23 protein-coding genes and 1 tRNA gene are annotated in these 21,486 nt (G+C 67.0%); 11 read left to right on the top strand and 13 right to left on the bottom strand.

Annotated elements, in window-relative coordinates; translation table 11 throughout:
• Positions 1-20: 20 nt before the first annotated feature.
• Together ACIA76_RS15985 and ACIA76_RS15980 are read right to left on the bottom strand one after the other, a co-directional pair.
• The gene (locus ACIA76_RS15985) at positions 21-494 is read right to left on the bottom strand and encodes an RrF2 family transcriptional regulator (protein WP_397152523.1); all 474 of its coding nucleotides are present in this window, start codon (positions 492-494) and stop codon (positions 21-23) included.
• Positions 478-1,095 carry a TetR/AcrR family transcriptional regulator gene (locus ACIA76_RS15980; protein ID WP_397152522.1) on the bottom strand — a complete coding sequence of 206 codons (618 nt, stop codon included), beginning with the start codon at positions 1,093-1,095 and terminating at the stop codon, positions 478-480. Before ACIA76_RS15980 ends, ACIA76_RS15985 begins: the two co-directional genes overlap by 17 nt.
• Positions 1,096-1,299: 204 nt before the next feature.
• Between ACIA76_RS15980 and ACIA76_RS15975 the strand changes: the two genes are divergently transcribed.
• A complete protein-coding gene (locus ACIA76_RS15975; protein WP_397152521.1) occupies positions 1,300-3,678 on the top strand; it encodes an MMPL family transporter in 2,379 nt (792 codons plus the stop codon).
• Positions 3,679-3,808: 130 nt separating this feature from the next.
• Positions 3,809-6,109, top strand: coding sequence for an MMPL family transporter (locus tag ACIA76_RS15970; RefSeq protein WP_397152520.1), 2,301 nt, complete (start codon positions 3,809-3,811; stop codon positions 6,107-6,109).
• Positions 6,110-6,208: 99 nt separating this feature from the next.
• Here the strand turns inward: ACIA76_RS15970 and ACIA76_RS15965 are convergent, their stop codons facing one another.
• Together ACIA76_RS15965 and ACIA76_RS15960 are read right to left on the bottom strand one after the other, a co-directional pair.
• Positions 6,209-7,144, bottom strand: a complete 936-nt coding sequence (locus tag ACIA76_RS15965) for an LLM class F420-dependent oxidoreductase (RefSeq protein ID WP_397152519.1) — start codon at positions 7,142-7,144, stop codon at positions 6,209-6,211.
• Positions 7,145-7,185: 41 nt separating this feature from the next.
• The gene (locus tag ACIA76_RS15960) at positions 7,186-8,991 is read right to left on the bottom strand and encodes an FAD-dependent oxidoreductase (RefSeq protein WP_397152518.1); all 1,806 of its coding nucleotides are present in this window, start codon (positions 8,989-8,991) and stop codon (positions 7,186-7,188) included.
• A 105-nt stretch (positions 8,992-9,096) separates the two neighbouring features.
• Here ACIA76_RS15960 and ACIA76_RS15955 point away from each other — a divergent pair, with 105 nt between their 5' ends.
• Both ACIA76_RS15955 and ACIA76_RS15950 read left to right on the top strand, forming a co-directional pair.
• Positions 9,097-9,768: a TetR/AcrR family transcriptional regulator gene (locus tag ACIA76_RS15955; RefSeq protein ID WP_397152517.1), complete on the top strand. Its 672-nt coding sequence runs from the start codon at positions 9,097-9,099 to the stop codon at positions 9,766-9,768.
• A gap of 42 nt (positions 9,769-9,810) precedes the next feature.
• The gene (locus tag ACIA76_RS15950; RefSeq protein WP_397152516.1) at positions 9,811-9,999 is read left to right on the top strand and encodes a DUF6374 family protein; all 189 of its coding nucleotides are present in this window, start codon (positions 9,811-9,813) and stop codon (positions 9,997-9,999) included.
• 143 nt (positions 10,000-10,142) lie between these two features.
• Here ACIA76_RS15950 and ACIA76_RS15945 read toward each other — a convergent pair whose 3' ends face one another.
• The 4 genes from ACIA76_RS15945 to ACIA76_RS15930 all read right to left on the bottom strand — a co-directional run bounded on the left by ACIA76_RS15945 (position 10,143) and on the right by ACIA76_RS15930 (position 12,899).
• A complete protein-coding gene (locus ACIA76_RS15945; protein ID WP_397152515.1) occupies positions 10,143-10,451 on the bottom strand; it encodes a type II toxin-antitoxin system PemK/MazF family toxin in 309 nt (102 codons plus the stop codon).
• The gene (locus ACIA76_RS15940) at positions 10,452-10,667 is read right to left on the bottom strand and encodes a hypothetical protein (protein WP_397152514.1); all 216 of its coding nucleotides are present in this window, start codon (positions 10,665-10,667) and stop codon (positions 10,452-10,454) included.
• Between the two features lie 94 nt (positions 10,668-10,761).
• A complete protein-coding gene (locus tag ACIA76_RS15935) occupies positions 10,762-11,889 on the bottom strand; it encodes a zinc-binding dehydrogenase (RefSeq protein ID WP_397152513.1) in 1,128 nt (375 codons plus the stop codon).
• An 86-nt stretch (positions 11,890-11,975) separates the two neighbouring features.
• A complete protein-coding gene (locus ACIA76_RS15930) occupies positions 11,976-12,899 on the bottom strand; it encodes an aldo/keto reductase (protein ID WP_397152512.1) in 924 nt (307 codons plus the stop codon).
• A 112-nt stretch (positions 12,900-13,011) separates the two neighbouring features.
• Here ACIA76_RS15930 and ACIA76_RS15925 point away from each other — a divergent pair, with 112 nt between their 5' ends.
• Together ACIA76_RS15925 and ACIA76_RS15920 are read left to right on the top strand one after the other, a co-directional pair.
• A complete protein-coding gene (locus tag ACIA76_RS15925; RefSeq protein WP_397152511.1) occupies positions 13,012-13,587 on the top strand; it encodes a TetR/AcrR family transcriptional regulator in 576 nt (191 codons plus the stop codon).
• 151 nt (positions 13,588-13,738) lie between these two features.
• On the top strand, positions 13,739-14,044 hold the full coding sequence (locus tag ACIA76_RS15920; RefSeq protein WP_397152510.1) for a hypothetical protein: 306 nt from the start codon (positions 13,739-13,741) through the stop codon (positions 14,042-14,044).
• A gap of 85 nt (positions 14,045-14,129) precedes the next feature.
• Here the strand turns inward: ACIA76_RS15920 and ACIA76_RS15915 are convergent, their stop codons facing one another.
• Complete coding sequence (locus ACIA76_RS15915; RefSeq protein WP_397152509.1) at positions 14,130-14,429, bottom strand: hypothetical protein; 300 nt, start codon at positions 14,427-14,429, stop codon at positions 14,130-14,132.
• A 24-nt stretch (positions 14,430-14,453) separates the two neighbouring features.
• On the opposite strand from ACIA76_RS15915, the gene glsA reads away from it, so the two are divergent.
• The 4 genes from glsA to ACIA76_RS15895 all read left to right on the top strand — a co-directional run bounded on the left by glsA (position 14,454) and on the right by ACIA76_RS15895 (position 18,462).
• A complete protein-coding gene (gene glsA / locus ACIA76_RS15910) occupies positions 14,454-16,295 on the top strand; it encodes a glutaminase A (protein ID WP_397152508.1) in 1,842 nt (613 codons plus the stop codon).
• Between the two features lie 321 nt (positions 16,296-16,616).
• Positions 16,617-17,090, top strand: coding sequence for a hypothetical protein (locus ACIA76_RS15905; protein WP_397152507.1), 474 nt, complete (start codon positions 16,617-16,619; stop codon positions 17,088-17,090).
• Positions 17,091-17,429: 339 nt separating this feature from the next.
• The gene (locus ACIA76_RS15900; protein ID WP_397152506.1) at positions 17,430-17,861 is read left to right on the top strand and encodes an NUDIX domain-containing protein; all 432 of its coding nucleotides are present in this window, start codon (positions 17,430-17,432) and stop codon (positions 17,859-17,861) included.
• Positions 17,862-17,868: 7 nt separating this feature from the next.
• Positions 17,869-18,462, top strand: coding sequence for a helix-turn-helix domain-containing protein (locus ACIA76_RS15895; protein ID WP_397152505.1), 594 nt, complete (start codon positions 17,869-17,871; stop codon positions 18,460-18,462).
• A gap of 167 nt (positions 18,463-18,629) precedes the next feature.
• On the opposite strand, the gene ACIA76_RS15890 is transcribed toward ACIA76_RS15895, so the two are convergent.
• From ACIA76_RS15890 to ACIA76_RS15880, 3 genes are all read right to left on the bottom strand, one after another.
• Positions 18,630-18,717 (bottom strand) — tRNA-Ser (locus ACIA76_RS15890).
• A 55-nt stretch (positions 18,718-18,772) separates the two neighbouring features.
• The gene (locus tag ACIA76_RS15885; RefSeq protein WP_397152504.1) at positions 18,773-19,228 is read right to left on the bottom strand and encodes a nucleoside deaminase; all 456 of its coding nucleotides are present in this window, start codon (positions 19,226-19,228) and stop codon (positions 18,773-18,775) included.
• Positions 19,229-19,232: 4 nt separating this feature from the next.
• Positions 19,233-19,769, bottom strand: coding sequence for a tRNA adenosine deaminase-associated protein (locus ACIA76_RS15880; protein WP_397152503.1), 537 nt, complete (start codon positions 19,767-19,769; stop codon positions 19,233-19,235).
• On the opposite strand from ACIA76_RS15880, the gene ACIA76_RS15875 reads away from it, so the two are divergent.
• Entirely contained in the window at positions 19,768-20,766 is a 999-nt protein-coding gene (locus ACIA76_RS15875) for a prephenate dehydrogenase (RefSeq protein ID WP_397152502.1), read from the top strand. The two genes, ACIA76_RS15880 and ACIA76_RS15875, sit on opposite strands and share 2 nt — an antisense overlap.
• A gap of 33 nt (positions 20,767-20,799) precedes the next feature.
• On the opposite strand, the gene ACIA76_RS15870 is transcribed toward ACIA76_RS15875, so the two are convergent.
• Positions 20,800-21,348 (bottom strand): putative glycolipid-binding domain-containing protein, encoded by a 549-nt coding sequence (locus ACIA76_RS15870; RefSeq protein WP_397152591.1) that lies wholly within the window; start codon positions 21,346-21,348, stop codon positions 20,800-20,802.
• Positions 21,349-21,486 lie beyond the last annotated feature (138 nt).

The raw sequence follows: 21,486 nt of genomic DNA, 5'->3' as shown, positions 1-21,486 counted from the left end.
TTCCGTCGGCCTGTCGGTGCTCAGGCGCCGTCGGGAATCGGCCGCCGCGCCCACGCGTCCGGATCCGCGGTCAGCAGCGTCACGAAGTCGGGCAGTTTGTCCCAGGCGATATCGGCGATCGATACCTGCTCGAGCACCGCGCGGATGTTGACCCGCAGCGCGATCCACACCCGCTGCAACGGTTCCGCCGCACCGGAATAGGTCACATCCTCCGGGCGCTGCCCGCGCACCGAGGCCAGCGGACCCTCCACGCCGCGAATCACATCCGCGATGCTGATATCGGCCGCGGGCCGCGCCAGTCGATAGCCGCCGTCGGGTCCGCGACGGCTGGTCACCAGTCCGGCGCGGCGCAATTCGGCCGCCGCCGATTCGAGAATCTTGGGCGGAATGGCCTGGGCGGTGGCGATGATATCGGCCTTGACCGAATCCGGCTGCGCCCGAGCGATTTCCACCAGGATCCGCACGGCGTAGTCGACCTTAGCCGAGACGTGCATGCCGACCCCCGACCTCGTCGCCGGCGGCCAGCACACCGAGCGCGGCGTCCAGCAGCACCCGCTCGATCAGCTCGTCACCGGCGGCGGGCACCAGCTCCCTGGACCACAGCACCGTGCCCAGCACCTCTACGGCCGCGCTGGCCCGCAGCAGCGCCTGGTCGGAGGCGTCCGGACCGGCCAGCCAGCTACATAACCGCCGATGCATATCGACCATGTCCGGCAAGCGGTTTCCGATGGCATTGACGATCGCGACCATATCGCGCACGCACAGCGCGCCCGCGGTGCGATGCCGCAGCAGGGTGTGCAGTTGCCGGGTGAATACCTCGCGCACCGCGTCCGGGCCGTAGTCGAGCCTCTCGGCCGAATCCACCACCGCCTGCAGATCGTCGAAGATCGGCTCGATGATCGCCAGCAGCAGATCCAGCTTCGAGGCGTAGTGATAGTAGAGCGATGCTTTTGTGATTCCTACCGCATCCGCGACCTCGCGCAGGCTCGTCTGATCGAATCCCCTATTCGAAAACAGCTTTACCGCAGCCTCCCGGATCGCCTCCTTGGTCCCCCCACCTGCGGCAACGGCTCCGGAAGTACTTCGGACACTCATTGGACGATCCTCTCATCACTCCGCCCTCGGAGCGGCGTCGGCCCGAGAACAGAGGTTGTTCCTCCGCTTACCGCTCGGTAGTCTACCTACCGGACGGTAGGCAGAAAGCGTTATTGGAGGCGGACCGCGCGCAGGGCGGCCGCGGGTGCTGTCTCCGACGCCCGAATTCAGCACACGACCCAGCCGATCGCTAGGAGATCCTCCGTGTCCGTATACCTCTACCGGTGGGGCAAGTTCGCCTTCCGCCGAAAATGGATAGTGCTGCCGGTGTGGCTGCTCGCATTCCTGGTGCTGGGCGGGCTCGGGGTGGGTCTGAAGAAGCCGACCACCGACGACTTCTCGATGCCGAATCTGCCCTCGCAGCGCGCGACGGACATTCTGGACAAGCAATTCCCCGGCGCCTCGGCGGCATTCAAGTTCGACGCTGTCACCGGCACCTATGTGATCGGCGCGCCCGCCGGCCAGAAGCTCACCGATCCGGCGAACAAGGCCGCGGTCGAGGCGCTGGTACAGAAGATCAACGCGCTCGACATCGTCGATCAGAGCAAATCGCAGACACCCGGCAAGCCGGTGGTGGTCGATCCGATCGACGCGGCCGCGGCGATGGGATGTGTCAGCGCCGATCGCACCGATCCGAGCTTCCCCGCGCGCTGCAGCCTCGCGCCGCTGAACGTGCTGGGTAAGGGCACCGCCGAGGCCGATACCGTGGCCTTCGTCCAGGTGCCGTTCAAGATCGCGAAGTTCACCGATGTCACCGACGCGCAACGCGACGAGGCGTACAACGTCGCGAAGGATGCCCGCGACGCCGGCCTGACGGTCGAGCTGAACGGCACCATCGCGATGAAGCAGATGGCCTCGAGCGGCCAGTCCGAGATGATCGGCTTCGCCGTCGCCTTCATCGTCATGATGGTCGCCTTCGGCGCGCTGATCGCGGCGTTCGTGCCGATCCTCACCGGCATCATCGGCGTGGGCGCGGCCTCGGCGCTGATCATGATGGGCACCTCGGCCATCGACATCCCGAGCTTCACGATGATCCTGGCCTCGATGATCGGCATCGCGCTATCGATCGACTACGCGCTGTTCATCGTCTCACGCTACAAACATGAACTGGCCGTGCAGGATTCGCCCGAGGAGGCGGCCGGTGTCGCGATCGGCACCGCGGGTTCGGCGGTGGTGTTCGCGGGTATGACCGTGATCATCGCGCTGTGCGGGCTGAGCATCGTGCGGATCAGCTTCCTCACCTGGATGGGTCTGGGCGGCGCGATCGCGGCGGCCTTCGCCATCCTGGTGGCGCTGACGCTGCTGCCCGCGCTGATGGGCGCGTTCGGCAAGTACCTGTTCAAGCCGAAGCTGCCGCTGGTCGCCAGGCATGATCCCGAGGACGAGAAGTCGGTCACCAATGGGATGCGGTTCGGGCGCCTGATCGGCCGGTTCCCGGCGGTGACGCTGATCCTGAGCATCCTGGTGCTCGGCGCGCTGGCCGCGCCCGCTGCGAAGTTGAGCCTGGGCCTGCCCGGCGACGACAGTCAGCCCAAGACCTCCACCGTCCGCAAGGCCTACGACCTGCGCACCGCGGGCTTCGGCGAGGGCAGCAACGGCATCCTGACCGTGGTCGCGGATCTGACGAATGTCGTTCCGGCACAACGGCAGGCGGCGATCACCGCCCTGCACGACAAGCTGGCCTCCTACGACGGCATGGACTACGTCACCGCGGCGCGGACCAACAAGGTCCTCGACCCCAAGACCATGGCCCCCGATTTCGAGCACAGCACCGGCGCTCAGCTGATGGCGGTGCCGAAGTCGGGTCCGAACAACACCGCTACCCAGGATCTGGTCAAGAGCGCCCGCAATGCCGAGGGCGAATTCAACACCAAGTACGGCATGGAATACGGCATCACCGGCACCACGGCCATCTACGCCGACGTGTCGAACGCACTGCTCAGCAAGATCGCCCCGTATATGGCGATCGTCGCGGCGGCCGCATTCATCCTGCTGGTCCTGGTGTTCCGCTCGATTCTGGTGCCGTTGACCGCGGCGCTGGGCTTCCTGTTGTCCATGGCCGCGACGTTCGGCGCGACCGTGCTGATCTTCCAGCAGGGCAAGCTGGGCCTGATCGAGGATCCGCATCCGCTGGTCAGCTTCCTGCCGATCATGTTGATCGGATTGGTCTTCGGCCTGGCCATGGACTACCAGGTATTCCTGGTGACGCGCATGCGCGAGGAGTACATGCGCGGCAAGTCGCCGACCGAGGCCGTGGTCAGCGGCTATCACCACGGCGCGCGGGTGGTCACCTCGGCCGCCATCATCATGATCTCGGTCTTCGGCGGCTTCATGCTCGAATCCGATGTGACCGCGAAGTCGATGGGCTTCGCGCTGGCGGCGGGCGTACTGCTGGACGCGTTCGTGGTCCGGATGGTGCTGATCCCGTCGCTGCTGGTGCTGATGGGCAAGTGGTCGTGGTGGATTCCGAAGTGGCTGGATCGGATCCTGCCCGATATCGATGTCGAGGGCAGTAAGCTGCGCGAGTTGCAGCAACGCGCCCGCGATGAACAGGCGAAGCCGGAGCCTGTGCCGGTCGGCTAGGCATTTTCCGGATGAAAAGAGGACCCTGCTCGACATCGGGCAGGGTCCTCTTGATCTTGCAGCAACTACACAGCAGACTCGGACATGTTGTTCTCCAAGGCTCGAATCCGCGACCCGCTAGGAGACACCCGTGTCCGTCTATCTGTATCGGTGGGGCAAGTTCGCGTTTCGCCGCAAATGGATCGTGCTGCCCGTCTGGGTGTTGCTGTTCCTGATTCTGGGCGGGCTCGGCGCGAAGCTGCAGAAGCCGATGACCAACGACTTCGACATTCCCGATCTGCCGTCGGAGCGGGCCACCCAGATCCTGGACCGGCACTTCCCGGGCATGTCGCAGTCGCTGGAATTCGGGGCGGTCACCGGTACTTACGTGATCGCGGCCCCGGCCGGACAGAAACTGACCGATCCGAACGATCGCGCCGGCATCCAGACGCTGATCGGCAGCCTGAACGGGCTGGGGATCGTGGACCATTCGAAGCCACTGGCCGATCCGATCACCGCGGCCGAGCAACAGGGCTGCCTGACCGGCGACCGCACGTCGAGCGACTACCTCTCCCGATGCAGCAGCGCGCCACTGAACGTGCTGAACAAGACGAATCCGGATTCGGTTGCGGTGCTGAGCGTTCCGTTCACGATCACCGAGATCACCGCCGTCACCGCCGATGATCGCAAGGCCGCCTACGATATCGCCGACACCGCCCGCCGGACCGGACTCACGGTCGAGGTCAGCGGCACCATCGCGATGGAACAGCAGCAGCCCAGCGGTAAGGCCGAGCTGATCGGCATGGCGGTCGCGCTGGTGGTGATGATCGTGGCGTTCGGCGCGATCGTGGCGGCATTCGTGCCGATTATCACCGCGCTGGTCGGACTGGGCGCGGCGATGTCGGTGATCTTCCTGGGCACCTCGTTCCTGTCGGTCCCGAGCTTCACCACCTTCCTGGCCTCGATGATCGGCATCGCGCTATCGATCGACTACGCGTTGTTCATCGTCTCGCGCTACAAACATGAACTGGCCGTGCAGGATTCGGGCGAGGAGGCCGCGGGCACGGCACTGGGCACCGCGGGCTCGGCCGTCGTCTTCGCGGGGGCGACGGTGATCATCGCGCTGGTGGGGCTGGCCATCGTGAACATCCGCTTCCTGACCTTCATGGGCCTGGGCGGCGCGATCGCGGCGGCGTTCGCGGTGCTGACCGCGATCACGCTGATGCCCGCACTGCTGGGCGCGTTCGGGCGGTTCCTGTTCACGCCGAAACTGCCGGTGGTCGCGCAGCACGATCCGGAGGACGATACGGCGATCACCAACGGCGAGCGGGTCGCCCGGGTGATCGGCCGGGCACCGTGGCTGACGTTGATACTGAGCATCATCGTGCTCGGGCTGCTCGCCGCGCCCGCACTGAATCTGCAGCTGGGCCTGCCCGGCGAGGACAGTCAGCCCAAGACGACCACCATCCGCAAGGCATACGACCTGCAGACCGCGGGCTTCGGCGAGGGCGCCAACGGCAAGCTTCAGGTGGTCGCCGATCTCACGAAGGTCGATCCGGCGCAGCGGCAGGCGGCGGTGAATACGTTGCGGGACACCCTCGCCGGATATCCGGATATGGATTACGTGACCGAACCGCAGTTCAGCGAGGACGGCGAGGGCGCGCTGCTGATGGCGGTGCCCAAGTCCGGGCCCAACAACCAGGACACCAAGGATCTGGTCAGCGATGCCCGCGACGCCGAGGCCGGGCTGCGGTCGAAGTACGGAATCAGTTACGGCATAACGGGTCTCACCGCGATCTACGCCGATGTGGATCATGCGCTACTGAGCAAGATCGTGCCGTATCTCGCGATCGTGGCGGGCGCGGCATTCCTGCTGTTGATCGCGGTGTTCCGATCGGTGCTGGTGCCGTTGACCGCGGCGCTGGGCTTCCTGCTCTCGATGGCCGCGACATTCGGCGCGACCGTGCTGATATTCCAGGAGGGCTGGTTCGGGCTGATCGATGAGCCGCGCCCGATCGTGAGCTTCCTGCCGATCATGTTGATAGGCTTGGTCTTCGGCCTGGCCATGGACTACCAGGTATTCCTGGTGACCCGCATGCGCGAGGAGTTCGTACACGGCCGGCCACCGACCGAGGCCATGATCAAGGGCTATCACCACGGCGCCCGCGTGGTCACCTCCGCGGCGATCATCATGATCTCGGTCTTCGGCTCGTTCCTGCTCGAATCCGACGCCACCGCCAAGTCCATGGGCTTCGCCCTCGCCGCGGGCGTCCTGTTCGACGCCTTCCTGGTCCGCATGATCCTCATCCCGTCCCTGCTCGTCCTGATGGGCAGATCCGCCTGGTGGATCCCCGCCTGGCTCAGCAGGATCGTGCCCGATATCGACGTCGAGGGCGCCCGCCTCCGCGAACTACGCGCCGACCGCGAGAAGACCCCTCTCCCCGTCGGCTGACCCGAAAACCTCGGCCCCGCAACCCATTCGGTTGCGGGGCCGATCCCCATGCCCCGGCGCACCCAGCACCCTTTGTCCCCGGCACGCTTTTCGCCGGGGTCAGCCCAGCTTCGGGGCCACCTCGGAGGCAACGAGTTCCAGGTGGTCGAGGTCCGCGAGGTCCAGTACCTGCAGGTACAGGCGGGTGATGCCGGTCTCCTCGCGGTAGCGGCCGATCGTGTCGACCAGTTCGGCGGGAGTGCCCGCCAGCCCGTTCCGCTTCAGCTCCTCGACCTCGCGGCCGATGACGGCGGCGCGGCGGGCCACCTCGGCGTCGTCACGGCCCACGCACAACACCTGGGCGGCCGAGCGGACGATCTCGTTCGGATCGCGGCCGATCTCGCGGCAGGCCGCGGCGACTCGTTCGAATTGCGTTGCGGCGGAGGCGGAATCGGCGAACGGCACGTTGAACTCCTGCGCGAAGCGGGCGGCCAGCGCGGGCGTGCGCTTCTTACCGCCGCCGCCGATGATCACCGGCGGCCGCGGAGTCTGCGCGGGCTTGGGCAGTCCGGGCGCGTCGACCAGCTCGAAATGCTCACCGCGGTAGGAGAAGGTCTCGTCGGACGGCGTCTCCCACAGCCCGGTGATGATCTCCAGCTGTTCGGTAAAGCGGTCGAACAGCTCCTTCACCGGGTGGAGCGGGATCCCGAAGGCGGTGTGCTCATCGGCGAACCAGCCCGAACCGAAGCCGAAATCGACTCGGCCGCCGGACATCTGGCACACCTGCGCCACCGAGATCGCCAGCACCGCCGGATGCCGGAAGGTGCCGGCCGTGACCAGCGTGCCCAGCCGGATCCGGGAGGTCTCGCGCGCCAGCCCGGCCAGCGTGATCCAGGCATCGGTCGGACCGGGCAGCCCGGAGACGTCGCCCATCTTCAGATAGTGATCGGAGCGGAAGAACGCATCGAAACCCGCGTCCTCGGTCGCCCTCGCGACCCGCAGGAGATCGTCGTAACTTGCGCCTTGCTGAGGTTCTGTGAAGATCCGTAATTCCACATCCCCACGCTAGCCGGGCGGCATTTCCGTCCGGCAGCAGGTCACCCGAGATCGAACAGGTTCGGCTGGCCGGCACGGTAGCGGGCGGCGTCGGCCTGGCGCAGCGGGTCCAGGGCCGGGATGGTGTCCCGGGTGAACAGCTGGGCCCGCGGGGCCGGGGAGCCCGAGGCATCCAGAATGGCGTTCACCGCATGCCGGGCCGCCTCGTTCGCGCCCTCCATGGTCGCGAGGTCGAAGTTGGTTCGCACATAGTCGGCGGCCAGGAACAGATTCGGAATGGCCGTGGCCGCGGTCGGCCGCATCTCCCAGGAGCCGTTCGTATTGACCAGCAGCGGTTCGTCATTGTGATTCGCATCGCCGGACCAGGTGATGCCCGGATCGAGCATCCAGTCGGCCACGATGCCGTCGGGCAGTTGGACGGCGCCGTCGTCGTTGAGGGCGGCGGTCAGCTGCGCCCAGGTCTCGCGGTAGATCTCGTCGCGGGTGCAGTACTTCGCGGCCTTGCCGAACAGCATGCCGGGCGTATCCCAGTCGGCGATATCGATGGTCAGGCCGTCGGCGACCGTGCCGTCGCCGTAGCCGGCCCGATAGTCGCCGGGCCAGAACGCCTTCTGCGTATAGGAGGTCAGCCGCCACGGTGAGTCGAGATAGATGTTGTAGCCGTGGCCCAGATTCAGCGGCTGGGTGACGAAGATCTGCAGGCCGTTCATCCAATCCACGAACAGGCCGTCCATCGCGGCCAGCGCCGGATCCAGCCGCCGCATCTCCGGTGACCAGAGCCCGCGGGCGCGATCGGTCGGCACCGCGCAGACGTACCAGTCGGCCTCGACCCGGGCGACCGCGCCGTCGGGTTGCCGAATCCGCACGCCGGAGACGCCGCCGCCCTCGATATCGAATCCCTGAACCTCGTGGCCGGTGTGGAATCGCACACCGAGGCCGCGCAGCAGGGCGATCCACGGATCCAGCCACACCTGATTGGTGGGCCCGTTGAGCACCTCGTACACCTTCGGCCCGCCGGTCGCCTCGGCCAGCAGCGCGATCAGGAACGCCTCGGCCATATTGCCGATCGATCGCACGCTGGCCACGGTCTCCTTCGCGGCGACCAGGGCCCGGGTCAAACCGGTGGCGGCCAGGCTGCGGTATTCCGCGGAACGTGTTGCGGCGCCGACGAAATCCCACCACGCGACGTGCTCCCACTGGCCGAACCGGCGCTCCTCGCAGGAGGTCAGATAGGTGACCAGGCGGCTCGCCAGATACAGCGCCTCGGGCAGCGGCACCGCGCGATCGGTGAACATCTCCACCAGTACCCGCTGCCAGCCCTGCGGGGTGAGCAGCTCCTTGGGGTCGAAGTAGAACCCGAACATGAGCGGGAATCCGTCGGGCAGATTGTTCGCGCGGGGATAGCGCGGATCGCCGACCGAGAACGGCACCAGATTGTCGTGGACGCCATTGGCGTTGCCGGCCACCGGAATTCGATGCATGGTGTCGTGTACGTGATGATAGAACGAGGTGAAGCCGCGGGCGCCGTGTTCGCCGGGCAGCGGCGCGCGACCACCGGCGGCGGAGCCCGGCAGGTCGATGGTCCGGGACTTGCCGCCGAGCTCCTTGCGATCGAAAACCGTGACCTCGAAACCACGTTCGGCCAGTTCATGGGCGGCCGTGAGTCCGCCGATGCCCGCGCCGAGCACCGCGACCCGGTTGCGCGCCGGACCATTTCGCCGACGACCGCCGGAAAGCGGTGTGGCCTGCGCGATTCCGCCGTCCGCGAGCCCGATCGCCCCGGCGGCCGCGGCGCCGCGCAGCAGCGTGCGTCGCGATAGTGATTGTCCCCCAAGTTCTTTCGTCACTCCGACCGCCTTCCACCAATCTGACGATTGCGATAGTCATATTTACCAGAGGTAAGCATTCGGCGCGCGATAATGGCGACGAGAATCCCATGGAAGGAGATTCGGGTGCCCGAGCCCGCCGACGGTTCGAACCGGCGCCGCCCCAGCCGCCGCTACGGCGGTATCGACGCCGAGCTGCGGGTGGCCGCGCGCCGCGAACAGCTGCTGCGCGCCGGCTATGAGCTGTTCGGCACGCGGGGCGTGCTGACCACGGGAGTCAAGGACATCTGCCGCGAGGCCGGGCTCACCGACCGGTACTTCTACGAATCCTTCGTGGGCACAAGGGAATTGTTCGTCACCGTCTTCGATGCGGTGGTACGGGAGCTGTTCGATGCGGTGGCCGCGGCCGTCGAGGCCGAACCCGCCGCGGGCGATCGGAAGCTGCGCGCCGGAATCGGCACCTTCCTCGAGGCCCTGGCCGCGGACCGGCGCACCCTGCGCATCGTCTTCGCCGAGCCCGCGAGTGCCCAGGCCGAGGGACATCTGCGGGAATCGTTGCGACGCTTCGCCGAACTGGTTGCCGAGACCGCCCGCCGCGCCCGCCCCGATGGCGCGCCCGCCGCCTCGATCGAGGTCTACTCGCACGCTGTGGTCGGCATGCTGCGGCAGGTGATCACCGAACAGCAGGAGGGTCGCCTCGCCCTGCCCATGACCGACCTCGTCGACCACTGCACGGCGCTGGCCGCCGCGGGCCTGCGCGCCCTCTATGCGGGCGAACTCGGCAAGAAACGCCAGTAGTCAAGTCTCGAACTGATGTTCGATTTCGGGTACTGTCGGTGCATGCCTCTCGACCGCCACATCCAGTTCGCGCACCTGTGGCTGGAACAGGTCCGCGACCGCCTCGCCTCCGCCGCAGCCACCAGCGACCCCTTGGGCCCCGAACAACTCAACATCCTCTCCGGCAAGGTCGCCGAGGGGCTACGCATCTTCACCGAGGTCACCGAACATCGGAAATCCGAGGTCGCCTGAACCATTCCGGCCACGCCCGAGCCCGATCAGCTACGCCCACAGCCCACTTCGCGTACCAGCGGGTCGTAGGCTCGACGTGTCCCTGCCAAAGTGCCCCTCATCTGCAGAGCCGGTGAGGGGCACTTGTTCGGCAAGACGTCGGCTTACAGCCCGAGGTAAAGCCGCAGCGCTTGCTCCAGTCGCCGCATATCCCCGCGAGGCAGGTATCCGACCATGTCGCGCACATAGCCGGAGTCGAGCGAGCGAACCTGATCCACGAGCAAACGCGTTCTGTGCCCATTCAATTCGATCTCCGGCCGAAACCTCGACGGCTGAGCACTCGTAGAGGTGGGGACCACGGTCACCATCGACCAGTCCAACTCGGAAAGCACTACCCCATAACGCTTTCCGCGTTGCTCGTGCCCTCGCTTCTCGTCACCCAGATCGATCTGATGGATCGCTCCCCTGATCACTTACCAGGCTTCCGGCTCATCGTTGAGATTCTCACCGCTGGCTACGATCGCTTCGGCTTCCGCCTGGGCAGCCGCCACCCATTCCTGACGCGCCAATGCCTCCAGCGCCCGGCGCAGCACATCGGCGTTCGTTTCGCCCCTGTGAGCCAGTTGCTTCAACAGCACCCTGTCGTGTGCGTTCGGGCGAAACCCGACCGTCGCATTACCGCTGCTCATGCCCCTGAGGATATCCGCTGTTTCACAGCTGTGCAACACCCTCGGCGAGGGTGCACCTCATCTGCAGAGCTGGTGAGGGGCACTTGCCTTGCGGTCAGTCGAATCGGAGCATGCCGCGCAGGTTGCGTCCGGCCGCGAGGTCCTCATATGCCGTGGCGATATCGTCGAGTCGATACGACCGGCTCACCAGCCCGGCGATATCCAACCTCCCGGATTCGTAGTGCCGCAGCACCTCCGGGATTCCGACTCGCTGACTGATCGAGCCGTATGCCGATCCGATCACCGTCTTCTGCCCGCGCTGCAGTTCGATCGGTGCGACCGAGATCCGATCGACGGAGCTGGGAATCAGCCCGGTGATCACGATGGTTCCGCCCTTGGCGGTGGCCCGGATCGCCTGCGGCAGTGCGTCGTCCGCGCCGACACAGACGAACGCGTAGTCGACCCCGGTTCCACCGGTCAGCTCCACCACCTGATGCGCCAGCTCGTCCGGGGCCCGCACCACAACCGTGTCGGTCGCCCCGAAACGTTCGGCCTGCGCCAACTTCCACTCCTGGACGTCGGCGGCGATGATCCGGCCGGCGCCGGACAGCCGAGCGGCCTGGATGGCGCTCATGCCCGTACCACCCGCCCCGATCACGAGCACCGAATCACCGGGCCGGACCCCGGCCGCATGGGTCACCGCGCCGAATCCGCCGGGCACACCGCAGGCCGCCAACGCGACCACCTCGAACGGCAGGCCGCGATCGACCACCACGACACTGGCCTGATCCACGACGGTCTGCTCGGCGAACGCACCCACCAGGCAGAATCCCCCGACCTCCGCACCGGTCCGATCCCGGCGGCGGTAGGTTCCGTCCAGCTGCGGCCCGGCGGTGATCCGGGAGCTCTCCACACAGCGGTGATGGTTCCCTTTCGCACACGCGGAGCAGCGTCCGCAGGCGGGCAGCCACGTCAATGCCACGTGATCGCCCACGACGATGTCGTGGACGCGATCCCCGACCGCCTCGACGATCCCCGCACCCTCATGGCCGAGGACCATCGGCGTCATGCCGACGGCCTGCTCACCGCGCAGCACATGGAGTTCGGTGTGGCACAGTCCAACCGCCGCCATTCGGACCCGGACCTCGGTCGGGCCCGGTGGGTCCAGCGTGATCCGCTCCACCGCCAACGGCGCGTCGACGCCTCGAAACACCGCGGCCCGCACCGATTCCGAAGAGGCCATCGCCACCTTGTCCCCCTTTTCTCGAAAGCTTCGACCGGACAGCGGTTTTCCCCACCCGTCCGCGTTCTCGCACTGTAACCGAGGCGCTATTCGGGTGTCGGATCACCGGCGAGGTTGTCGATGGCCGCCTGCGCGTTCGCGTCGAGGACGATCCGGCCCGCGGCGAGATTGTCGTCGAGGTGGTCCGGATCGGTGGTGCCCGGGATGAGCAGAGTATGGGAGTAGTGGGACAGGTGCCACGCCGAAATGATTTGCGCCGGTGTCGCATTCAGGGTTTCGGCGATCGCCACGACGGTGGGGTGCGCGATGGGCTTCGGTCCCGCGGACCATGCGGAGCCGAAGGGGAAGAACGGCACCCAGGCGATGTCGTGCTCGCGGCACAGATCCAGCACCGGCTCGGCGGTGCGGTCGAGGGGATGGTGGAGGTTCTGCACGCATTCGATGCGGGCGGGTAGCGCGCGGCGCAACTGGGCGGCGCTGACATTACTGAGACCGATTCCGTCGATCTTGCCCTCCGCGCGCAGGGTCAGCAGTTCGGCCAGTTGGGCGTCGAGGTCGACCTGCTGGTCACCCTCGGCGCGCAGACCGGGCGGAGTGTCCAGGCGACGCAGGTTGATCACGGGGATCTGCTCGATGCCGAGCGTCGCGAGATTCGCCTCGACCTGTGCCCGCAACTGCTCGGGCCGTTGGGCCGCGACGATTCCCGCCTTCGGCGCGCTGGCGGCGCCGACCTTGCTCACCAGGACCAGATCCTCGGGGTAGGGAGACAGTGCGGCGCGGATCAATTCGTTACACGCGCCGTCGCCGTAGAACTGGGCGGTGTCGATGTGGTTCGCCCCGCGTTCGACCGCCCGCCGGAGCACGGTGACGGCCGTCGAGCGGTCCGGGGCCGGGCGTTCGGGCCGGTCCGCCACCAGCTGCATGGCTCCGAATCCGATCCGGCCGACCGGACGACCGGCCAGCCGCGCGATGCCGCCGGGCCGATCGAAACGCAGGTCATCGGTCTTCATATGCGTGGTCCCATCAGGAATGGCATAGTCGAATCATGAACCGGAGGATCCTCCGGTTCATTCCGAGCGTAGCAGAAGCGGAGGGCCCTCCGCTTGATTCGAGTGAGGTCATGTGACAACGGGACGCGCCGACGCACAACGCAATCGGCAACGACTGGTGGAGTCGGCCCGGCGGCTGCTCACCGAACAGGGCAGCAGGGTCGCCCTGGAGGCCGTCGCGCGCGATGCGGGGGTCGGGATCGGCACGCTCTACCGCCATTTCCCGACCCGCGACGCCCTGGTCGAGGCGGTGTATCGCGCCGAACTGAATCGGTTGTGCGACACCGCGACCGAACTACTGCGGACCATGCCCGCTCGAAACGCGTTGCGTGCCTGGATGGATCATTTCGCCGACTACGTCGCGACCAAGCGCGAGATGGCCGAGGCATTGCGCGCGATCATCGCTTCGGGCGCCGTCACCAGCGCCCAGGCCCGCACCCAATTGGCCGCCGCGGCACAGTCATTGCTCGACGCCGGGGCCGCCGAACACACCCTGCGTACCGACGTCCGCGCCGACGATGTGATCGCGAGCCTTGTCGGCATCTTCCTCGCCTGCGGTCAACCCGACCAACGCGATCAGGCCACCCGCATGATGGATCTCCTGCTGGCCGGTGTGACTCCGGCGGCCGACGAATCGCGAACGGACTGATGAATTTCCGGAGTCGATCGTCACCATTCGGGACGCGGCCGATGGGAGCATCGGTGGCGGCGCCGATTTCATTGGTGCGGTGCCGAAGTCGGGTGCTATCGTTCCGGCGCGGCCGGGCCGAACGGACGGCCGAACAGGCATCGGGGGGTCCATGTTCAATTGGTATGTCGGTCTGCTCGCGGTCAGTGGTATCGCCATGATCGCGATGGCCACGATGAAGTCCGGCCAGAGCAGCACCTCACGGACGATCAACTTCATCTTCGGGTCGGTATACCTCGGCTATGCCGGCTACCTCGCCTTCATCTTCGACGGCGACTCGTATTGGATCTTCTTCCAGGCATTCATCCTGCCGGTACTGATGGCGGTCAACTTCTTCCGCACGCGAACCCCTCGCCAGAAACTGACCGACACCCAGAAGGCGTGGCGCGAATACCAGCGTTCCGAACAGCGGCAGTAGATCGAAGCTGTTGTTTCCAGGTTCTCCGGGCATTGTGAAGTGCCTTCTTATCAAATGAATTACGGATGACAATTCTCGCGCGCCGTCACCGGCTCATGGCGCCGTCGGCGCGGCCGGGAGCGGATTTGTGCCAGGTCTCCTGACACAGGAGTTCGAGCGGGGCCGCCTCCGCCGGGCCAGCACCGCGCCGGAGCGCGGCGACGACGGGCTGGGACACGACGAGGGGCACCGCGGAGGCCGGGACGAGCGTCACCCCCAGCCTATGGGCGGCCCAGCGCACGGCCGTCGCCGCCTGGGATACACGGGCGACCGTGGTCGGGGTCGACTCGTTGCCACTACCTGCCGGTATTCCTGATCCGACCGCCGGACCGTCCGGCGAACGCACCGGGTTGCCGCATAGAGTGGTCGCGTGGTTCAGTCCGGAGCAGCGGTTTCTCAACCCGGCGTGGTGGCCGGGATCGTCGCCGACGTCTACCGGCTCTGCCGGGCGGACCGGTCCGGCGAGCTGGCCGACTACATCCCGGAACTTGCTGCAGTACAACCGGATTCGTTCGCACTGTGCCTGGCGACCGCGGACGGCCAGATCTACGGGACCGGTGACGACACCACCGCGTTCACCATCCAATCGATCTCCAAGCCGTTCACCTACGCCCTCGCGCTGGCCGACCGCGGCCCGGCCGCCGTCGCCGACCGCATCGACGTGGAACCCTCCGGCGAACCCTTCAATGAGATCAGCCTGGACCCGATCACCGAACGCCCGCGCAACCCGATGATCAACGCCGGTGCCATCACCGCGGCCGCGCTGATCGACGGACGCGATCCCGCCGATCGTTTCGAACGCATCCTGCGCTGCTACTCCCGTTTCGCCGGACGGCACCTCACCATGAACGAGGCCGTCTACGCCTCCGAGGCGCGCACCGGATACCGCAATCGCGCCATCGGCTACATGCTGCGCTCGTTCGGCATCATCGACTCCGATCCGGACGAGGCCGTCGACCGCTACTTCCGCCAGTGCTCGGTCGATGTCACCTGCCGCGACCTCGCGGTGATGGCCGCGACGCTGGCCAACAACGGCGTCAACCCGCTCAGCCGGGAACGCGCGCTCTCGGCCGCGCTGACCGAACAGGTGTTGAGCGTGATGACCACCTGCGGCATGTACAACGCCGCCGGCGACTGGGTGAGCACCGTGGGCTTGCCCGCGAAAAGCGGTGTCGGCGGCGGCATTTTGGCGGTGCTGCCCGGGCAGATCGGCATTGCCGTCTACTCGCCGCGCCTGGACACGCACGGCAACAGCGTGCGCGGCGTGGCGGTGTGCCGGGAACTGTCCAAACGACTCGAATTGCACTTCCTGCACGTCACCAGGGCCGCGCAGACGGCGATCCGCTCCGAGTACACGGTGGCCGAGGTGCCGTCGCGGCTGCGCCGCAGCACCGACGAGATGGCGGTACTGGCCGAGCACGGACATCGGGCCCGGGTCTACGAGCTGCACGGCGACCTGCTGTTCGCGGGCGCCGAGCGGGCGGTGCGGATCATCGAGGGGCAGGCGGGCGAGCTGGATGCGCTGGTAGTCGACCTGCACCGCGTCGGCGAGGTGAGCGCGATCGCGGTGCGCATGCTCGACGGTCTGGAAGCCGAATTGGCCGCCACCGGCTGCCAGGTGGCCATCGTCGACCCGGATGCCAAACTCGGACATACGGTGTCGAGTCTGGATCCGTCCGATCCGCGCGGACGGGTGTTCATCGATCGCGACGCCGCGACCGAATGGTGCGAGAACATCGTGCTCGCCAGATATCGTTCCGCCGACGCGCCGACGTGCGCATCGCTGACCGTCGAGGACCATCCCGCCCTCGCCGCCCTGGATTCCGGCGAATGTTCCCGGCTGGCAAGGGAATTCGAGGTACGGACCATCACCCGGGGCGAGATCATCGCGAAACGCGGCAGCGCCCGATCGGGCCTGTACCTGATTCTCGAGGGCCGGGTACGGATCGGCTTCGACGGCGCCGACGGTCGCGATCACCGACTGGTGACCCTGTCGGCGGGCATGTCGTTCGGCGAGATTCCGATGCTGGTCGGCAATCCCTTCGCCAATGAGGTGCGTGCCGAGACCGCGGTACGGATCGCCGTGCTCAGTCCGGCCCGGTTCGACCGGCTCACCGAACAGGCGCCGCAGCTGAAACTCGCACTGTTGGAACGGCTCGCGGCCAACGCCTACGCGCAGATGGACGCGGCCGTGCGCGGCGGGGACTACTGATCTCTGTCGCTCCAACGACGGTGGCGCCGAAGCGACTTGTACGTCGCGGATCACGATAATCCGTGGTGCGGCGGCGAATTGAACGACAAGCCGGAAACGACGGACGGACGAACCTTCGGGGCGCGAACCGCCCGCCGCAATCCCCGCTGTGCAACCAAATGCGGTGTCGCTGAACCAGATTAAATCGCGGTGAACGGCATCGCCGGGCTTGATTCGGTGACCGGCATCGGATAGAACTTGATCGTTGTAATTCGCAACGTGAAACGTTCTGCGCGCCAACTGAGTTCAGCGTGTTGTAACGATCGGGAGGACAGGAAAATCATGCGTCGGCTTGTGGGCAGTTTCGGGCGTAGGGCTCTCATCGCGGCATTGCCGCTGGCGGTCGCGGCGACCTTCGCGGGCGCGGGGGCGGCCTCGGCCGATGCCCCCCAGTCGGCCCCCGTCGTCCAGATGGTCGCGGCTCCCCAGGCGGCCCCGATCGCGCTGACGGCCGTGACTCCCGTCGCACCGACCGCCCCCCAGCCCGCCACTCCGGAGGTCGCGCAACCGGTGGCGGCCACGGCCCCTCAGGACATCACCACCAATCCGAATGCGGCCAACCACGATCCGCTGGGCAATGGCGCGGCGGCGGGTGCGATTGTCGGAGCCGTATTCGGAGCCGTCGTCTGCGCCGTCACCATCGTCGGCATCCCCCTCATCCCGCTCTGCATCCTCGGCCCCGCCCTCCAGGGCGCCCTGGTCGGCTTGATCGTCGGCGCGATCGCCCCGGACGCCATTCCCCAGGTCCTGCCCTGATCTCGGGGATAAAAGAATCGGTTCTCCGGCAGCCGAATCGAATTCGGCTGCTGGAAAGCTAGTCTCGCCGCAGAGGAACGCGGGCTGACCGCTATCCCTATGCGGGACAAGATGACCGAGCGCCGCCCCGAAAGTGAGCAGTTGAGCCCGGGTGCGGATTCCCTCGATCATGGCCAACCCATACTCAATCAGCTGCGCGGCTACTCCTGTTGCCCATTCCTGCTGTAAGTCAATGAACATGCCCCCAACCGTGCGCCGCACGTTGTCAGCGCGTCCACTGACAGACTGTCAACCTCCAACCCGCCATACTGCGTGGTCAGCGGTGCTAGCGTCGCGGATATGACGGCTGCCTCCGGATACGTGCCGCACATGTACTCGATCTCGGTGAAAGGCGTGGTAGTTCACGACAGGAAGGTTCTCCTCCTGAAGAACGAACGTGACGAGTGGGAATTGCCCGGCGGCAGAATCGAACCCACCGAGACACCCGAAGAGTGCGTAGCCCGTGAGATCACCGAGGAGACGCAATGGCCGGTCACCACCGGGCCGATTCTCGACTCCTGGATCTACTACATCAACGAGGCCGAACGGCACGTCTTCATCGTGACCTACGGCTGCTACCCGGATACCGAGGCCGACCCCGTTCTGTCGCATGAGCACAAAGAGGTTGGCCTCTTCAGCGAAGACCAAATTGCGGGCCTGAAGATGCCGGACGGCTACAAGCGGTCGATCATGACCTGGTTCGCGCAGCTCCGGGCAGCGAAGAACATCTAAGGAAGCCATGGGCGGCAGCAGGTGTCAGGCGTGCGGCGTCACGATCACTTGCTACGCGAACGAACCCGCATGTCCCACCTGTGCCGCCACCAACAGCACCGAGCAGGTACAGGTGCAGGCCGCCGCGCCGATCGCCTCTGTCATTTGGTTATGGGCAACCCCGGAGGCGGCTCTAGCCATCGCTGCCCGCGACCTGCCGACGATCCTGCGCACCTACCGCCGGATCAATGGGCTCAATCAGATAGCGCTTGCCGAACTGCTCGGATACGACAAGTCGTATGTTTCGATGCTCGAGACCGGACGGCGGGCAATCACGGATGTTGCTTCACGCCGTCACATTGCCGCCCAGCTCGGGCTACCCGCACACATCCTCGGAGTTACCGGCACCGACGATGCCGAATACAGGGCAATGCTCCAGTTCGGAGACTCCACCGTCCGCCTTGCCGAAGTGGCCCGCCAAGCCGGTCACGCGGTTGAAGCAGTCAACGAACTATGGCCGCTGGTAGCGCGATTGGAGGCGCGAGCGGCGGAAGGCCGTCAGGAGCGAACGTTCTGGCGCTCGCCCGACTGCTCGGGCACAAGGACGCCAAGGAGACGCTGAACACCTACGCGGACTTGTTCGATGACGATCTCGACAAGCGCGCGAATGCGATGGACAAGGCGTACGCGCCCGCCGAGTGTGGGCAAGATGTGGGCACGGCGGCCGATCGGCCGTTCTGTGGGGAAGAAAAAAGCCCCTCACCTGCGCGAGCAAGTGAGGGGCGTAAGCGGTGGCGGAGGGATTTGAACCCTCGGTGGGGGGATACCCCACACACGCTTTCGAGGCGTGCTCCTTAGGCCGCTCGGACACGCCACCGCCGGTGACTTTACCGGACCGACCCCATGATCTCGAAATCGCCTGGAAGCGGGGGTCAGGGGCGGTGGGTGCGGAAGAAAGCGTCCAGGGTTGCGGCGCAAGTGGATTCGAGGACGCCGCCGCGGACCTGGGGGCGGTGATTGAGACGACGGTCACGGACCACGTCCCAGAGGGAGCCTACGGCGCCGGTCTTCGGTTCCCAGGCGCCGAAGACCAGGCGATCGACGCGGGCGAGTACGAGGGCGCCCGCGCACATCGTGCACGGTTCCAGCGTCACCGCCAGGGTCGCGCCCGTCAGGCGCCAGCCGTCGCCGTGTACCTGCGCCGCGCGGCGCAGGGCGAGGACCTCCGCGTGAGCGGTGGGGTCGCCGGTGGCCTCGCGGGCGTTGGCGGCGCGCGCCAATTCCCGGCCGGAGGCGTCGAACACCACGGCGCCCACGGGGACGTCGCGGGGGTCGGCGGCCGCGGCCGCCGACAGGGCCGCGCGGATCAGATCCTCGTCGGAAAGCACCGGGTCAGCGCGGGAGTTTGTCCAGTACCGCGGAGAGCTCGTCGGCGAAACCGAGCCGCTGGGCGATCATGCCGAGCTGCTCGTCCGGGTAGAGATCGGTTTCGGCGAGGATCACGCTCAGCACCGGTTCGGGCAGGCCGAGATCGGCCAGGACGCCCAGATCGCCCTCCTCCCAGGGCTCGACGTCGTCGAGTTCATCCGGATCGAGGTCCGGGATCTCGACGTTCAGCGCCTCGAGCACTTCCGCGGCGATGTCGTAGTCGATGGCTGCCGTCGCATCCGAGAGCAGTAGGCGACTTCCGGTCGGTGCCGGTCGCAGCACGATGAAGAATTCGTCATCGATATCGAGCAGTCCGAACACCGCGCCGGTGCTGCGCAACGCGCGCAGCTCGTCTTCGGCCGCCGACAGACTGGTCAGAGCTGCTGGGCTGAGCGGGCTGCACCGCCATTTACTTTCCTCGTGGACAACCGCCACGGCGAACCCTTCCACGTCGTCGTAATCGTCCGACGTCGCCCTGTTGGTGCTCGAGCGCTGTGCCATGGCCGCAACGGTAGTCCGCCTGGGCGGAAATGTTGAAGTCGTATGCGAATCTGGTTCAGTGAGCGACTCCGCGGTGTGCGTGCTGGGTACCGGTTTGATCGGCGGATCGGTACTGCGTGCCGCCGCCGGCGCGGGGTACGAGGCCTGGGGATACAACCGGTCCGAGGCGGGCGTACGAGCCGCGCGCGCCGATGGTTTCGACGTCGACGACGATATCGGGGCCGTGCTGCGCCGCGCTGCGGTGGCCGATGCGCTGGTCGTGATCGGCGTACCGATGCCCGCGCTGAATTCGATCCTGTCCGCCGTCGTCGAGTTCGCGCCCGGCTGTCCGCTGACCGATGTGATCAGCGTGAAGGCGCCGGTGGCCGCGGCCGTGCACCGGCATGAGCTCGACGCCCGCTATGTGGGCGGCCATCCGATGGCCGGTACCGCCGAATCCGGTTGGGCCGCATCGGCTCCCGACCTCTTCCGCGGTGCCGCCTGGGCGGTCGGCGTCGATCCGGGCACACAGGTGCGGCCCTGGACGCGGGTGGTGCGGCTGGCGTTGGACTGCGGCGCGGTCGTGGTTCCCGTGCTCGCCGCCGAACACGATCGTGCCGTCGCGCGGATCTCGCATCTGCCGCATGTGCTGGCCGAGGCCCTGGCGGTGGCGGGCGCGGGCGGCGGTGACCTGGCCCTGGGGCTGGCCGCGGGCTCCTTCCGCGACGGCACCCGCGTGGCGGCCACCGCACCCGATCTCGTCCGCGCCATCTGCGAGCCGAATTCCGCGGCCCTGCTCGAGGCCGTCGACGATGTGCTGCGCCTACTCACCGACGCCCGCGACCGGCTCGCCGCCGACGCCACCCTCGGCCCGCTCATCGACGCCGGTTACAGCGAACGCGATCGCTACGACACCCTCGCGCGCTGGGACATCACCGATATCCGCCCGGGCGACCACGATTGGCTGGAAAGGCTGCGTGAGGCGGGCCGGGGCGGCGGGGTCATCCGCGAGCTCTGAGACGCGCGGGAGTCCACGCCCAGGACCGCGGGGTCAGATCCTTTCGGCCAGGCCCGGGTAGTCGAGGAGGAAGCCGTCGGGGTCGACGGTGACCGTGGCGGTCGAGACCGGGGACAGGACGTGGATGCCGTCGGGGCCGCTGGAATAGGTCAGGCTCGCCTCCTGGACCAGGAGGTCGGGGAGGCGGACGTAGACGACGGGGACGTGGACGTCCTCGGTGGCGTGGGCCAGGCCGTAGCGGCGGATCGGGAGGGTGTTGAAGAAGGGACTCAGGACCACGTCGACATCCAGCGCGCCGCCGAATGTGGAGCGGACGTGGGTGCCGCCGGCGTCGATCAGCCAGTAGTTCTCCTGATCGCGGGCGATCGAGGCGTGCCGCTCCCCGGCCGCGACCGTGCTGCGCAGCGACAGCCGCTTGGTCATGCCGTTCTCGTCGGTGATCAGATCGTAGGAGGCGCTGAAGGCGGGATGGTCCTCGCAGCCGCCGGCGATGATGCGGCCCGAGGCGCGAATCCGGTTGCCGGTCAGGGTCACTCGCACCGATTCCATCCGCGACGCGTTATGCGCCCGCCAGGTGAGCATCGCCGGCCATCGCGACACGTCCGCCGCCACGTCCGCGCCGGAACCGCTCTCCGGGGCGGCCGCCGAATTGCCCTGGGCTGGATTGCTCACCCCTCTACCGTAGGGGACGACCGGCCCCTCGCAGCGCAGTGCCTGGCT

It is taken from the genome of Nocardia sp. NPDC051570 (genome assembly GCF_044454005.1).
In the GTDB taxonomy this organism is placed as follows: domain Bacteria; phylum Actinomycetota; class Actinomycetes; order Mycobacteriales; family Mycobacteriaceae; genus Nocardia.
Note: the sequence above shows the minus strand (reverse complement) of the source record. Positions and strands in the feature narration are given on the sequence as shown.